This is a genomic window from Bacillus sp. IS1 (assembly GCF_032461585.1).
Lineage (GTDB): Bacteria > Bacillota > Bacilli > Bacillales > Bacillaceae > Bacillus > Bacillus velezensis.
This window is the reverse complement of record NZ_JAWCWR010000007.1, coordinates 1-14,590: the sequence shown is the minus strand read 5'-3', so window position 1 is coordinate 14,590 and position 14,590 is coordinate 1. Positions and strand designations below refer to the sequence as shown.

Here is a 14,590-nt window from a genome sequence, read left to right as displayed (position 1 = left end):
GACTGATCATGAAAAAACAAACGGCTGCGCTTCTTGCCGGATTAGTCGTCATCAGTGCCATGACGGCAGTCTCGGCGGCTTCTGACAGAAACCTTCATACCGCCAAGAAACCAAGCATCCAAACAGGCATCGACCGCCTGCTGAAAGATTATAAACAGGAACTGAAGGGAAAAAGGGTCGGGCTGATCACCAACCCGACCGGTGTGAACAATTCATTGAAAAGCAGCGTTGACGTGCTGTATGAGGCACCAGACATCCAATTGACGGCATTATTCGGACCGGAGCACGGTGTCCGCGGCGATTCTCAGGCCGGAGACAAAGTCACATCCTATATAGACGAAAAAACAGGGCTTCCCGTCTACAGCCTGTACGGGGAAACGAGGAAACCGACGCCTGACATGCTGAAAGATACAGATGTGCTGATTTTCGATATTCAGGATGTCGGAACGCGATACTACACCTACATTTATACAATGGCCTATGCCATGGAAGCGGCCAAAGAAAAAGGCATACCTTTTTATGTGTTGGACCGGCCGAATCCGCAAGGCGGACGAAATCCGGACGGTCCGGTTCTTGAACCGGATTACGCATCATTTGTCGGACTGTATCCGATCCCGCTGAAGCACGGCATGACGATCGGTGAGCTTGCTCTTTTATTCAATAAAGAGTTTCATATTGGCGCCGACCTCACCGTCGTAAAAATGAAGCGCTGGAAGCGGACGATGACGATTGAAGATACCGGCCTGCCGTTCGTCCTCCCTTCGCCTAATATCCCGACCCCGGACAGCATATTCGCATATTCGGCGACAGGACTAATCGAAGGCACAAACGTATCCGAAGGAAGGGGCACGACAAAGCCGTTTGAACTGATCGGCGCGCCTTATATGAAAATCACCGAGCTCGAAGAACGCCTGAACAGTCTCAGGCTTCCGGGCGTCACCTTCAGAGCCGCATCATTTATCCCCAGCTTCTCCAAGCACCAGGGCAAGCTGTGCCACGGCGTACAAGTCTACGTAACAAACAGAAACACATTTGAAGCGGCAAAAACAGGGCTTTCCATTCTGAAAACCATGCATGACTTATATCCGAATGACTTTTCATTCTTGCCGACAGGCTCTTTTGACAAGCTGATCGGTAACGGCTGGGTACGCAAAAAAATAGAAAAAGGCGCTTCCATTGAAGACATCACCGGCACATATCAACGCCGGCTGGACCAATTCAAAACTCTAAGAAAACAATACCTCATATACTGACAAAATTCGTGTTACACGTGTAACATTTTGACGCATTTCACATTTCCGCTTTTTATAGGAAAACATTCATTTATTTGGTACAATTTCATTGATAACAGTTATCATTTAAATGAATGTTTCCTAAAAGGTGGTTTCTCATGAAAAACACATTATTCTTTCAGCCCATTGATATCATCTCCGTAAAAAAAACAGCCGACCTTCTGTCAGAGCATCAGCTCACTGATTCCCCCGTATTGGTCTTTCATGTGAAAGGCGAGGGACAAATTGATATCGGAACAGACAGCTTTCCGCTGCAGAAGGAAACGCTCTACATCTGTCCTTGTGATGAGACATTCAATATTGCCCCTATATCGTCAGGCGGCATCCATTTGTATATCGTCAGACTCCGTGTTTTCTCCTATTCATCAGATGATGAAGCGATGCTTCCGGATAACGGGGAAGACATCTTCCACGGACTTCAGCAAATGAGTATACAAACGGTTGATCATTTGACAAGCCGGCTTCAGTCACTTTCTGAAAACGTGCGATCGGCGGATGCATTGCAGAAAATGAAATATACAGCCGACTTTCAGCAGCTGATGTACGACCTTTATGCCGCAAAAGTATGCCATCAAAATAATACGAAAGCGGCGATCGAACAGACAAAACAATTCATACATGCTCAGTCCGACACAAAAATCACGCTCACCCAGCTCGCTCATATGGCGGGAATCAGTCCCAAGCACTACAGTGAAACCTTTAAAAAACTATACGGGCAGAGCGTAACTGAATATATCACAGACATCCGCATAACCAATGCGAAAAAACTGATGGCCAAGGCAAACTGCAAACTGCGGGATATCGCTCATCAAATCGGCTACCAGGACGAATTTTATTTCAGCCGCATCTTTAAAAAACATACCGGCAGCTCACCTACAAGCTATATGAAAAAAAGGCGCATAAAAATGGCCGCGTACGGAAAAGAAACGATGGGACATCTGATTCCTCTGCATCACGTGCCTTACGCTGCGGCGCTGCACCCGAAATGGACGGCCTATTATTACAAACAATTCTCTTCCGATATTCCGGTTCACCTGAGTGCTTACCGTTATAATGCAAATTGGGAAGAGAACCTGCACACGCTGTCCCAAGCTGCTCCGGACATCATTTTCAGTCTTGATTCTGTCAGTGAAGAAGAAAAACAGCGCCTGAATGACATCACTGACGTTTTTTACCTTCCGGCTCAAGAGAATTGGAGAGACCAGTTTCTTCGCACAGCCGCATATTTGAATGAAGAGCAGGAAGCGCGGCACTGGCTTAAAGCTTATCAAAGTCTCGCCCATTCAGCGAAAGATGCTCTTAAACACGTGCGGCATCAGCGGTTCTTATTTGTCCGTGTATATAAAGAAAATATGTACATCGCCCATAACAACAGTATTGAGGATGTCTTCTTCGGTGATTTAGGCTTTGCCTCCGCAAAACCGGAATCTTTTGCTCCTGACGAAAAGATTTCCTTGGAAATGCTGGCGGATTGCCAAGCTGACTGCATCATGCTTTTCACTTGTAAAGAACCGGAAACGCTTCGTTATTTTCAGCGGATTCAGCAGACCGGGATATGGCAGAACCTTAGAGCCGTCAGCAATAAACGCGTGTTTCCCATTTCATCTGACCCGTGGATTGAATATTCTCCAAGCGGACATCAGCGGATGATCGAGCAAAGCATTTCCATTTTATCCGAAGATCGTCCATGGTAATGCCGGAAATTATCCATGGTCTTATCCCAATTCATTCTCTATAATTCCAATTGATAATAGTTATCAATTGAACAGGAGGAACAATAGATGAAGAAATTGGCATTCGCTTTCATGATTTTGCTTTTGGCTTTCACGGCCGCGGCTTGCGGAAGCTCAGAAACATCCGATACAGCAAGTAAAGGAAAGGACGCTTCTTCAGATAAAAAGAAAATCGAATATCTAGGAAAAACATATGAAGTCAAAGCGCCGACTGACAAAATCGCCATTACAGGCAGCGTAGAATCAATGGAAGACGCCAAATTGCTTGACGTTCATCCGGCAGGAGCAATTTCTTTCTCCGGCAAATTCCCGGAACTGTTTAAAGATATTACAGATAAATCCGTATCAACGGGAGAAAAAATGCAGCCGAACATGGAAAAAATTCTTGAGCTGCAGCCGGACGTCATTCTGGCATCAACCAAATTCCCGGAAAAAACGTTGAAAAAATTGAGCGGCACCGCTGAAACGATCCCTGTCTCTCATATCTCATCAAACTGGAAAGAAAACATGATGCTGCTCGCCCAGCTTACAGATAAAGAGAAAAAAGCGAAAAAAATCATCGCAGATTACGAACAGGACCTGAAAAAGACAAAAACAAAGATCAACAGCAAAGCGAAACAGTCAAACGCGCTGGTCATCAGAATCAGACAAGGCAATATTTATATTTATCCTGAACAAGTATATTTCAACTCCACGCTTTACGGTGATTTAGGCCTGAAGGCGCCGGACGAAGTCAAAGCGGCGAAAGCGCAGGAACTGATTTCTCTTGAAAAATTAAGCGAAATGAACCCTGACCATATCTTCGTACAATTCTCTGATGACGAAAACGCAGATAAGCCGGACGCTTTGAAAGACTTAGAGAAAAATCCGATCTGGAAGAGCCTGAAGGCAGTCAAAAAAGACCATGTATACGTCAATACGATTGACCCATTAGCCCAAGGCGGAACCGCATGGAGTAAAATCAGCTTCTTACAGGTTGCGGCTGACAAATTGACTCAAGACTAATAAAGAGTAGGTTTTTCACATGTATGCAAAACGGCGGACACACATTATTATCATTGCTTCACCGATTGCCATTGTTCTGTCACTGCTGCTTTCCGTTTTATACGGCGCAAAGCAGCTTGACTTCCATACCGTGTTCTCCGCATTGCTGCACTTTAATCCGGAGAATACCGACCATCAGATCATATGGCATTCAAGAATCCCGAGGGCTGCCGGCGCTATGTTTATCGGCGCCGCCCTTGCTGTTTCCGGAGCGCTCATGCAGGGAATCACACGGAACTATCTGGCCTCGCCTTCGATCATGGGTGTGTCGGACGGCTCCGCTTTTATCATCACCCTTTGCATGGTATTGCTCCCTCAATCGACATCCATTGAAATGATCATATACTCGTTTATCGGTTCCGCATTCGGCGCCGCTCTTGTTTTCGGGCTGGCCTCCATTCTTCCCGGCGGTTTTACCCCGGTGCAGCTTGCCATTATCGGAACGGTGACCAGTATGCTTCTCAGCAGTCTGTCGGCTGCGCTTTCGATTTATTTTCAAATTTCGCAGGATCTCAGTTTTTGGTACAGTGCGAGACTGCATCAAATGAACCCTGATTTTTTGAAACTGGCCGTCCCGTTTTTTGCGATCGGAATCATCACGGCCATGATTCTCAGCAAAAAGGTCACTGCCGTATCATTAGGAGACGACATTTCAAAAAGTCTGGGACAGCAGAAAAGAACCATCAAACTCATGGCGATGGCGGCCGTTGTCATATTGACCGGAAGCTCGGTGGCACTCGCCGGAAAAATTGCCTTTGTCGGTTTGGTCGTTCCGCACATCACACGTTTTCTCGTCGGATCGGACTACAGCAGGCTGATCCCATGCGCGTGCATCATCGGCGGCGTCTTCCTGACCCTTTGCGACCTTGCCAGCCGATTCATCAATTATCCGTTTGAGACGCCTATTGAAGTTGTCACTTCTATCATCGGTGTTCCTTTCTTTCTTTATTTGATTAAAAGAAAAGGAGGGGATCAGCGTGGTGCGTAAAATGGCCGGAATTTATATCATTCTGATTGCTCTCATATTGCTCGTAAGCTATTTCAGCATGACAAGCGGTTCTTTTTCCGCAAAGCCGGGTGAACTGCTCAGTACGCTTTTCCGCATCCATCCGAATCCGCAATATGACATTTTGCTGTTTCAGCTGAGGCTGCCGCGCATTGTCATGGCTGCTGCCATCGGGCTCGGATTGGGGATAGCCGGAGCCGTTATTCAGGCCATTACCAAAAACGGGCTTGCCGATCCCGGTATTCTGGGCATTAATGCAGGAGCCGGAGCGGGAATCGTCGCGTTTATGCTTCTGTTTCAGGGACAATCTGAAGCGACGGCACTTGCCTCTGCGATGGGTATGCCTGTCTTCGGCCTCATCGGAGGATTGATGGCGGCCGTGCTGATCTATATTTTCGCCTGGCACCGGGGGCATCTGGAATCGGGCAGAATTATTCTCGTCGGGATCGCCATGAATTCAGGATTCAGCGCGCTGTCTTTATTTCTTTCATTAAAAATGGACCCGCAGGATTATGAGATGGCGATGGTTTGGAAAAACGGCAGCATCTGGTCGGCAAACTGGATGACCATTACGGCGATCCTTCCGTGGCTGATCTTGTTCATTCCTCTTCTTATGGCGAAAACGTCATTGCTGGATACCATTCGTTTCGATGAGGACACGGTGAAAAGTCTCGGTGTTTCAACCAATAAAGAAAAAACGATTTTACTCATTGCCTGCATCGCTTTGATCAGCGCATGTGTAACCGCAGCGGGCAGCATGGCATTTGTCGGGCTGATCGCGCCCCATATTTCCCGCAGGCTCGCCGGGATTGAGCACAGATACTCATTACCGGTCAGCGGATTGGTCGGTATGCTCCTCGTCATATCCGCCGACTTTGCGGGCAAATTGTTCTTTCAGCCTTCAGAAGTGCCGGCGGGAATTATTCTTGCGATTCTCGGCGTTCCTTATTTCTTTTTTCTTCTGTTTAAGCAGAAGAAGGGGCTGGATGCATGAGAGGCACCCTTACAGAACACCGGATAAACGGAAAGGAATGCACTGTGTATCTTCCTCCCTCCTATTCGGTTCAAACAGGGGCTTTACCCTGTGTGTACGTACTGGACGGGGGTTCTTTGTTTTTAGAACAGATGGATAAGCTTGAATCCCAATTTGCGAACGGAACACTTCCCGAATTGATTTTTGCCGGCATCAAACCGGCTGACAGGCTCGATGAGTACACACCGTGGCCCGCGCCTTCCCTGAGCCCTGCATTTCATGATTTCGGCGGCAAAGGGAGGCTCTTTCTCGAGGAGCTGACAGATGCCATCATTCCAACTGTAGAAGATATGCATCACATTTCTGCACATCCGGAAACAAGAGGCCTGATCGGCGCGTCATTAGGCGGACTGTTTTCGATATACGCGATGCTACAAAAGCCTGTAATATTCGGCAGAATCGGCTGTATTTCCGGTTCCTTCTGGTATGAAAAATCAGCAGATTATGTCCGCTCCGCATCTTTGCGTCCGGCACGGCGGCGTATCTATATGTCTGTAGGCAGCCGCGAAGCTGAGCATAAAAACAACATCCAAAACACCATGATCCGACAAAATAAAGACGTGCATGAAAGCCTGAGGCAAAAAGGCTTTTCTCAATCTCAGCTCTCTTTCACTGTTGAAGAAGGCGCCGTGCACCATCAAGAAGCATTCAAACGACAATTCAATGCAGCACTAAGCTGGCTGTACGGAAAAAACCGCTCACGTAGCTGAGCGGTTTTTTTCATACTTCATCACGACCGGCTTAAGTTCAAAGCGTCTCAGCAAATAGCCGAACAAAGCGGCAAGGATTTGCTGAAAGAGCATCCCGATGACGACCGGAACCGCCACTTGAGACGGAAAGAAAGACACGGCGAGAACGGCTCCGGCGCTGATATTGCGCATGCCCCCTGTATAAATCAGAGACACGATTTCATCCTGGCTCCGCTTCATCAGTCTTCCGATCAGCCAAGCCACGGCATAACCCGTCATGGCAATAAAAAATACCATGCCTGCGATGCCCGCAAATTTGATATCCACGTGCGTGACATACGGCGCGATTTCCGAACTGTTAATGGCAATGACAATCATCAGACAGATTTTTGAAAAAGGAGACAGCGACCGGCTTATCGCCTGAGTCCTTACCGGCGGGGAAAACTGGTTGACCATCATCCCTGCGATGGACGGAATCACCACCATCTCCGCCAGCCCTTTCATCATTCCCCACACATCCATCTGAACATTCGCCCCGGCCAGGACAGACAGGCTTAACGGTACGATAAAAGGAGAAAGCACGGTATCAACCAGGATAATAGACAGCGTCAATCCGACATTTCCCTTATACATCGCAGCCCAAATCAAACTCGTAATTCCGGTCGGAATCACCACACCCATAATCAGCCCCGTCACAGTTAAAGGGTCACCGCTGAAAATCAGATGGCCGCTTCCCCATGCAAAAACAGGCATGAAAATATGCAGAACAAACAATGCCATGATCATCGGGAGCGGCTTCTCGATACTGCGCTTCAGCGATTGAAAATTGGCACTCAGACTGCCCGTAAATGTAATAAATGCAAATATCCACGGCACAGCGCCGGCCATCCAGCTGATATGCTGAGATAACAGCACACCCGCCGCCACACTTGACGGAGTCAAAAGCGGCATGATTCTCCCCAACACTTGGTTCAACTTCTGTAGCCACATCATATGCAAGTCTCCTATATACGGTTTTCAAATCTCATTCATTATAACAATGCAAACCCACAAATTTAACCGAAAAAAAGCCCGGATATATTCATCCGGACTTCACAAATTCTATGCCATTTGTTTCATTAAATCTCGGCTTTTCTGATTTAATCCCTTTAATTCAGCCTCAATTCCGTATTCTTTACATTTGGCGACAATTTTCTCAAGAGCCGCCGCTCCCGAATCATCCCACACGTGGGCATCGGTCAAATCAATGACAATTCGTTTCACGTCTTCATCATAAACGATGGCATTCATCAGTTCAGACACGGAAGCAAAAAAGATTTGTCCCGTTACCTTATATGTTCTGACATCTTTCTGTTCGGAATGTGACACAATCTTCAGCTTAGAAATTTTAGCCGTAAAAAAGATCGCGCTTAGCAGCACACCCGCGAAGACACCCTTTGATAAATCATTTGTCAGGACGACCGTCACGACGGTAATAACCATAACGATCGAATCAGTAAGGGGCGCTTTCCGTAAACCTTTAATCGATGACCAGTCGAACGTGCCGATGGACACCATAACCATCACGGCCACCAGCGCAGCCATCGGAATTTTCATGACGATACCGCTTAATACGGCAATTAAAAACATTAAAAACGCGCCGGCCGTAAAAGCCGATAACCGGCCGCGTCCGCCGGCTTTCGTATTAATGACAGACTGGCCGATCATGGCGCATCCGGCCATGCCTCCGAAAAATCCGTTCACAATATTGGCGATGCCTTGTCCGCGGCTTTCTTTGTTCTTATCACTAACCGTATCCGTCATTTCATCAATGATCTGGGCTGTCAGCAATGACTCGAGCAATCCGACGAATGCAAGCGCCAGTGAATACGGGAAAATAATCCGCAATGTCTCAAACGTCCACGGAACATCCGGTATCAAGAAATGCGGAAGTGAACTTGTAATCCCGCCCATATCACCGACCGTGCGGACATCCGCATGGAAGACCACCGCAATGATCGTCATGACAATAATCGCCACCAGCGGAGACGGCACAGCCGTCGTAACCTTCGGCAATAGATATATGATAGCCAGTGATCCGGCAAGCATGGCGTACATGACCCATGAAGCTCCTTTGAACTGCGGCAGCTGCGCAGAAAAAATCAAGATCGCCAAAGCATTCACAAATCCGATCATGACCGAACGCGGAATAAATTTCATCAATTTCGCGATCTTACTGACACCAAGAATAAATTGAATAATACCTGTCAAAATGGTTGCCGCAAACAAATACTGCAGCCCGTAATCAGCCACCAATGTCACCATGACAACCGCCATTGAACCCGTAGCGGCTGAAATCATTCCCGGTCTGCCGCCGAAGATAGAAATAATAATCGCGATACAAAATGATGCATAAAGGCCGACCATCGGATCGACACCTGCAATAATTGAAAATCCGATCGCCTCAGGGATCAGAGCGAGAGCAACCAGAATACCGGCCAGAATGTCTTTACGGACATTCCCGAACCATTGCTGCTGTAACGTATAATCTTTCAAATGATAACGACTCCTTTTCACTGTAAATATCCGCACCCTATCAGTTGGAAACATTGATTTTCATCTGGGGAATATGAGGCAGGCTTACGGGGAAAAAGAGGACACGCTCAGAGTATAATGTCATTGAGGAAAGGAATTGTTAACAAAGAGTATCATATTAAACTTTAAAGAAATGTGCAAGACCGTATAAATAAGAAAAGAAAACGACTCTCACTGGAGCCGTTTCCGCTTTTATAAAAGTTCCGGATCAGACACAAGAATCGTTTTTATTGCGCTGATATCCTTTCTTTCTTTTGTCACCGGGTCGATGCCCATGAGATGATCAATGGCTTCTTCATAATTCTTCAGTTCCGTCTTTTCCGTAATAAAATCATAGAGCTGCGGAAGGTCGGACGCGCATGCTAACGCGGCCTCCATGATCTGGCGGGCTTCACCTGTGCCCACAATCGTCACGCCGTTTGACAGCAGCTGGTACGGCCTGACCGTCATCTCATACGTATCATCAAAGCCCATCGGCACGATTCTGCCTCCCTTTTCAATAAAAGGATAAGCCCAATCAAGCTGATTGCCGATCGCGTCAAAAATCACATCAAATTTTCTTCCTTGATTAATCCGTTTCACTTCATCCACGGTTAATGCTTCAGGGTGGTAGACATAATCCGATATCCGGCTCGCCGCCTCGCTTCGGAAACTGCCTATTTCAGTCGCAACCGTCAATCGCGCCAGTTTTTTCACCATCATTTGCACAAGCAGTCCGATCGGTCCCGACCCCAAAACCAAGACCGAGTCCTCCGGCTGAATCGAAGCCTTGTCCACAACATTCAGCACACAGGAGAGAGGCTCAACCAATGTGGCCCGCTCCCATTCCATTGAATCCGGAATTCTGTACATGAACCTGTCTTCCCCCACGTAATATTCCGCAAACGTTCCGTGCGCCCCGATTCCGAGCTGCCAATCCTCGAAGGTTTCGCAATAACACGTCAGCCCTCTCCGGCAATAATGACATTTCCCGCAAAACTGCGTAGGATCTATCACGACGCGGTCTCCGACTTTTACATTTGTCACGTCCGGTCCGATTTCCACGACCGCTCCCACCGATTCATGCCCCATAATCATATGATGGGTTGCATTCATTTTTCCTTTCAGCACATTTAAGTCCGTTCCGCAGATACCGGTTCCGAAAATTTTCACTTTCACATCATTGGATTTCCGAATTTGAGGCTCGTCCACCTCTTGATATTCAAGCTTATCATTAGGAGTCCAGACCAACGCCTTCATATTTCTCTTCCTTTCTGCCCCAGCGGATTTGGTCTAACAATGTTTGATGAAGCTCCTTCGTTGATGCCGCAATACATGATTGCTGATTCTGATAACTTAAATCTGTCAGAAGCGTTTCGTCCAAAGACCGGCCGTATGCATCCGTAATGACCACTCCCGCCTTCTTCGCCAAAAAGACGCTTGCGGCAATATCATAAGGAAACAAATGCAGCACCTGCCCGTTCCCGACCTGCTGAAAATCTGAAAGCAGCTTCGGATCATCTTTCAGCAGACGATTGCCGATATCCACATAAGCATCCATCTGCCCCGTGATAATTCGCGAAATCGAATAAGAAGCGCTGTTGAAAACAAAAACCCCGCCATTATTGGCCGACTGGTCAATCAGATGGCCGTATGCGTCCGTCATCAGCTGCGCCGGATGCCCGTTAAATTCAAGGCTCCAAAACATATTTTTAATATCCCGCACTCCGCTCAAATTCGGCAATTCTCCATGATACCCTTCAAAATGAATCGCATCGCTGTATATATCACCGTACATATAAGCGCCTGATTTCAATTCAAGTAAAAAAGCAAATTCGATATCCTTAATCTTTGCGTTTGGCTTATACGAAGCAAGCGCAATCGAAATACACGACATTTCAAGCCCCGCGGCGGCCGGGCGCGTTCCGTCTATCGGATCTACAATTAAAATATATTGCGGATCTTCTCCAATCAGCTTCAGTCCGCCATCCTCCGTGTAAAAAGCAACCGGATGGCCCTTTTCTTGAATATAATCCAGCACCGCCTCCTCAGCAGCGGCGTCTATGTTAAATTGGGCGTCGCCTCCCGGAGAATAGCCGTTTACGAGCCGGTTTTTCAGCGTGCCTTTTTGATTTTTCACCTTTTGATAAACAAATTGTCCAAGCCCAATGATATAATCTCTCACTTGATTTCCTCCAATAGCTTGCGAAGTCTGTAGCAGAGCACTTCGGCTTCACTAAGTGTAATGGTTAAAGGCGGACGGATTTTAAATACATTTCCGAATCCGTAACGGGATGTCCGGAGAATCAGCCCGTAATCCATTGCCCGTTTAGCAATATAATTGGTCAGCTCCACATCCGGTTCATTGTTCTCTTTAACAATCTCCACACCGATCATAAGACCGACGCCTCTTACCTCAGAAATAAAAGCGAAATCCTCTTTCATTGTTTCTAAGCGATCCATAATATAATGACCGACTGTCGTTACATTTTCCAAAAATCCCGGGCGCTGCATAATATCTATGGTTTTACACGCGGCAGCGGCGGCCATCACATTTGAGCCGTACGTGAAGGAGTGCGTATACCCCGGAAGCCCGGTATACTTGTCCTCCGTCAGAGTGGCGGCGACTTGGAAGCCTGTGCCCCCGAGCCCTTTTGCTACCGTCATCATATTAGGTTTCACATCGAAGTGGTCCGCGGCAAACATTTTACCCGTCCGTCCGAACCCGGTCTGAATTTCATCAAAAATCAGGGCGATATCATGTTCATCACAAAGCTTTCTCAGCTGTTTAAAATACTCTTTAGGCGGAACGACGTTTCCACCGTTTCCGGATATCGGTTCAATAATCATGGCGGCAATTTTTCCATTGCTCGCATACTCAATAAAATCATTAATTCTTTCTACGCACAGCATACCGCATGAATCAGGTTTCTGATTATAAAAACAGCGGCTGCAATACGGATCGGGGACTTGCAGGCCAAAAGAAATTTGCGGCGGGAAAGGTTCTTTTCTGAATGAGTTGCCGGACAAAGCGGAAGTCATATACGTTTGTCCGAGGTGGCTTCGAAATAAGGAGATGACATCGGTTTTTCCGGAGTAATACTGAGCCATTTTAATAGCTCCTTCATTTGCACCGGAACCGCTGCTGACTTTAGGGTGTACTTTTGTGAGATTATCGGGGGCGATTTCTACTAGTTTTTCTGCCAGTTTATTTACGGCGTCTGTTTGAAAGGATGATGTCACATGGATCAGCTTATCGGCTTGTTCTTTAACCGTATCAATCACTTCTTTGTTACCGTATCCTAAATTCAAGTTAAATGTGGCAGAAGCGCAATCAATGTACTCATTTCCCTCTTGATCGTACAGGTAAATCCCTTCTCCGCGCTCCATTACTACATCGTCAACACTGTAATACAAGCTGTCTGGATTCGTGATTTCCTTCGTTCCCACAAATACCACCCCTATGAAATTATTAGAATTTCGCTTTTTATCGTATAAATTATTGAAAATAATGTCAACGATCTTTCTTGTAAAAAATGTTAACAATTTGTTAACGTTACCATAAGGGATGTACGAGAAAAAGTTATGTGATATAGTAACAATACTTGGATTTTTTGTAAAATCATCATGTCATATGAGTAGAGAGAAATATTATTTTACCAATAAGGAGATAAAATGATGAAAACTCGTCTGCTGTGGATAAGCTGTTTTTCTTATGGATCGATTGCTTTTACACTTGTTATTCTGGGAGCCGTACTGCCTGAGTTACTCACACATTATTCACAAAGCTACAGTAATGGCGGAGTATTGGTATTCTCTCAGTTCATGGGCTTTCTCATCGGTGTCATCGGAATGCCATACATGGTGAAAAAGCTTGGGCGCAAAAACGTCGTTATCTTTGGCCTGGCACTCATCAGCTGTGAAATGTTCATCACCTTCCTGCCGCCCTGGCCGCTGCTCTTTTTTCTCGTCAGCATCGCAGGGCTTGGCGCCGGACTGGTGGAATCCTGCGTAGGCACGATCATCCTCACCGCTATTAAAGAAAGACAGGCTGTGGCCATGAGCAAGATGGAAGTGGCCTACGGATTAGGTGCGCTGTTCATGCCTCTGCTCTCAGGCTTTCTTATCAACAACCACATGTGGACAATTGCTTTTTTAGTATTAGGGTTATCCAGTTTTGCACTTCTAATCGCATGGAAGCAGATGAGTTTCGGCAGTATTGATCAGCTTCTCATCCGCAAAGAGGTCTCTTCTGCTGACACTCAAAAAGAAAGCACCGGTTATCGGTCACAAGGATTGCTGTTTATTGCCTTGGCGGGTGCTTACTTCTTCTTTTACGGCGGCAGTGAAGTTTCCATTGTACATTTTATCCCCTCCATCTTCGCTGAGAAATGGGATATCCCCAACTCTTTGGCAACAATAACAGTTACAGTGTATTGGACGGGTATGATCATCGGAAGGTTATTAACAGGCCCGGTATCAGAAAAGCTGACATATCACCGTTATCTTCGTCTCATAAGCATTGGCGGTCTGGCAGCACTTACCGTATTAGCATTAAGTAAAAACGTATGGTTCGGTTTTGCCCTTTGCTTCTTTTTAGGACTGTTCATGGCAGGCATGTTTGCAATAGCCCTAATCATCACGAATCATTTTTATCCAGGAAAGACAGAAACAACTACCAGTATTCTGCTCGCTTCAAACGGATTAGGAGGTTCACTCCTTCCGATAGCCGTCGGCTGGAGCTTAGATGAATATCCCGCACAAACTGCGTTCTGGCTGTTTACTGCACTGATGCTCCTTATGCTGCTGATTGTGTTCAGTTTAAGAATGCTCGAGACAATAAAATCAAACAATCTTCAACATCACAACAGCAAAGCAAAATCAATGTAAACAAAAAAGCTAATGCCTTTCAAAGGCATTAGCTTTATATATCTATGTGATCTTTCATATAAAAAACCCAGTTCATGATGAACTGGGTTAAGTTAGCTTGGCGGCGTCCTACTCTCACAGGGGGAAACCCCCGACTACCATCGGCGCTGAAGAGCTTAACTTCCGTGTTCGGCATGGGAACGGGTGTGACCTCTTCGCTATCGCCACCAAACCATTGAGAGTGTTCTCTCAAAACTAGATAACAGTAAGCATACATTCAAATTGGTTAAGTCCTCGATCGATTAGTATCTGTCAGCTCCATGTGTCGCCACACTTCCACCTCAGACCTATCAACCTGATCATCTTTCAGG

At 46.5% G+C, this 14,590-nt stretch carries 12 protein-coding genes and 2 rRNA genes; 7 read left to right on the top strand and 7 right to left on the bottom strand.

Features of this window, described 5'->3' with window-relative positions; genetic code table 11:
* Positions 1 to 8: 8 nt before the first annotated feature.
* The 6 genes from RUW00_RS19305 (at position 9) to RUW00_RS19280 (ending at position 6,818) form a co-directional block, all read left to right on the top strand.
* Complete coding sequence (locus RUW00_RS19305) at positions 9 to 1,253, top strand: exo-beta-N-acetylmuramidase NamZ family protein (protein ID WP_280144810.1); 1,245 nt, start codon at positions 9 to 11, stop codon at positions 1,251 to 1,253.
* Positions 1,254 to 1,390: 137 nt separating this feature from the next.
* On the top strand, positions 1,391 to 2,986 hold the full coding sequence (btr, locus tag RUW00_RS19300) for a bacillibactin transport transcriptional regulator Btr (protein WP_103527201.1): 1,596 nt from the start codon (positions 1,391 to 1,393) through the stop codon (positions 2,984 to 2,986).
* A gap of 87 nt (positions 2,987 to 3,073) precedes the next feature.
* Complete coding sequence (locus RUW00_RS19295; protein ID WP_003156778.1) at positions 3,074 to 4,030, top strand: ABC transporter substrate-binding protein; 957 nt, start codon at positions 3,074 to 3,076, stop codon at positions 4,028 to 4,030.
* 19 nt (positions 4,031 to 4,049) lie between these two features.
* Positions 4,050 to 5,057: a FecCD family ABC transporter permease gene (locus tag RUW00_RS19290; RefSeq protein ID WP_007609051.1), complete on the top strand. Its 1,008-nt coding sequence runs from the start codon at positions 4,050 to 4,052 to the stop codon at positions 5,055 to 5,057.
* 1 nt (position 5,058) lies between these two features.
* Positions 5,059 to 6,069 (top strand): iron ABC transporter permease FeuC, encoded by a 1,011-nt coding sequence (gene feuC, locus RUW00_RS19285; protein ID WP_038461736.1) that lies wholly within the window; start codon positions 5,059 to 5,061, stop codon positions 6,067 to 6,069.
* Complete coding sequence (locus RUW00_RS19280) at positions 6,066 to 6,818, top strand: alpha/beta hydrolase (protein WP_103527202.1); 753 nt, start codon at positions 6,066 to 6,068, stop codon at positions 6,816 to 6,818. The genes feuC and RUW00_RS19280 overlap by 4 nt, the downstream gene beginning before the upstream one ends.
* Here the strand turns inward: RUW00_RS19280 and RUW00_RS19275 are convergent.
* The 5 genes from RUW00_RS19275 to RUW00_RS19255 all read right to left on the bottom strand — a co-directional run bounded on the left by RUW00_RS19275 (position 6,807) and on the right by RUW00_RS19255 (position 12,800).
* The gene (locus RUW00_RS19275) at positions 6,807 to 7,748 is read right to left on the bottom strand and encodes a bile acid:sodium symporter family protein (protein WP_088056555.1); all 942 of its coding nucleotides are present in this window, start codon (positions 7,746 to 7,748) and stop codon (positions 6,807 to 6,809) included. The two genes, RUW00_RS19280 and RUW00_RS19275, sit on opposite strands and share 12 nt — an antisense overlap.
* A 150-nt stretch (positions 7,749 to 7,898) precedes the next feature.
* Positions 7,899 to 9,332 (bottom strand): SulP family inorganic anion transporter, encoded by a 1,434-nt coding sequence (locus RUW00_RS19270; protein ID WP_021495342.1) that lies wholly within the window; start codon positions 9,330 to 9,332, stop codon positions 7,899 to 7,901.
* Between the two features lie 231 nt (positions 9,333 to 9,563).
* Positions 9,564 to 10,610, bottom strand: coding sequence for a zinc-dependent alcohol dehydrogenase (locus tag RUW00_RS19265; RefSeq protein ID WP_003156784.1), 1,047 nt, complete (start codon positions 10,608 to 10,610; stop codon positions 9,564 to 9,566).
* Positions 10,585 to 11,535 (bottom strand): inositol monophosphatase family protein, encoded by a 951-nt coding sequence (locus RUW00_RS19260; protein ID WP_014416764.1) that lies wholly within the window; start codon positions 11,533 to 11,535, stop codon positions 10,585 to 10,587. Before RUW00_RS19260 ends, RUW00_RS19265 begins: the two co-directional genes overlap by 26 nt.
* On the bottom strand, positions 11,532 to 12,800 hold the full coding sequence (locus RUW00_RS19255; protein WP_007408029.1) for an aspartate aminotransferase family protein: 1,269 nt from the start codon (positions 12,798 to 12,800) through the stop codon (positions 11,532 to 11,534). The genes RUW00_RS19260 and RUW00_RS19255 overlap by 4 nt, the downstream gene beginning before the upstream one ends.
* 228 nt (positions 12,801 to 13,028) lie before the next feature.
* On the opposite strand from RUW00_RS19255, the gene RUW00_RS19250 reads away from it, so the two are divergent.
* Positions 13,029 to 14,240: an MFS transporter gene (locus RUW00_RS19250; RefSeq protein ID WP_181445815.1), complete on the top strand. Its 1,212-nt coding sequence runs from the start codon at positions 13,029 to 13,031 to the stop codon at positions 14,238 to 14,240.
* 95 nt (positions 14,241 to 14,335) lie between these two features.
* On the opposite strand, the gene rrf is transcribed toward RUW00_RS19250, so the two are convergent.
* Positions 14,336 to 14,451: ribosomal RNA gene (gene rrf, locus RUW00_RS19245) — 5S ribosomal RNA — on the bottom strand.
* A 50-nt stretch (positions 14,452 to 14,501) separates the two neighbouring features.
* Positions 14,502 to 14,590 (bottom strand): 23S ribosomal RNA (locus RUW00_RS19240); the annotation flags it as partial.

What these genes read in the sequence shown, in the direction of transcription:
- RUW00_RS19305 (WP_280144810.1), top strand. Translation starts at nt 9, where the DNA reads ATGAAAAAACAAACGGCTGCGCTTCTTGCCGGATTAGTCGTCATCAGT.
- btr (WP_103527201.1), top strand. Translation starts at nt 1,391, where the DNA reads ATGAAAAACACATTATTCTTTCAGCCCATTGATATCATCTCCGTAAAA.
- RUW00_RS19295 (WP_003156778.1), top strand. Translation starts at nt 3,074, where the DNA reads ATGAAGAAATTGGCATTCGCTTTCATGATTTTGCTTTTGGCTTTCACG.
- RUW00_RS19290 (WP_007609051.1), top strand. Translation starts at nt 4,050, where the DNA reads ATGTATGCAAAACGGCGGACACACATTATTATCATTGCTTCACCGATT.
- feuC (WP_038461736.1), top strand. Translation starts at nt 5,059, where the DNA reads ATGGCCGGAATTTATATCATTCTGATTGCTCTCATATTGCTCGTAAGC.
- RUW00_RS19280 (WP_103527202.1), top strand. Translation starts at nt 6,066, where the DNA reads ATGAGAGGCACCCTTACAGAACACCGGATAAACGGAAAGGAATGCACT.
- RUW00_RS19275 (WP_088056555.1), bottom strand. Translation starts at nt 7,748, where the DNA reads ATGCCGCTTTTGACTCCGTCAAGTGTGGCGGCGGGTGTGCTGTTATCT.
- RUW00_RS19265 (WP_003156784.1), bottom strand. Translation starts at nt 10,610, where the DNA reads ATGAAGGCGTTGGTCTGGACTCCTAATGATAAGCTTGAATATCAAGAG.
- RUW00_RS19250 (WP_181445815.1), top strand. Translation starts at nt 13,029, where the DNA reads ATGAAAACTCGTCTGCTGTGGATAAGCTGTTTTTCTTATGGATCGATT.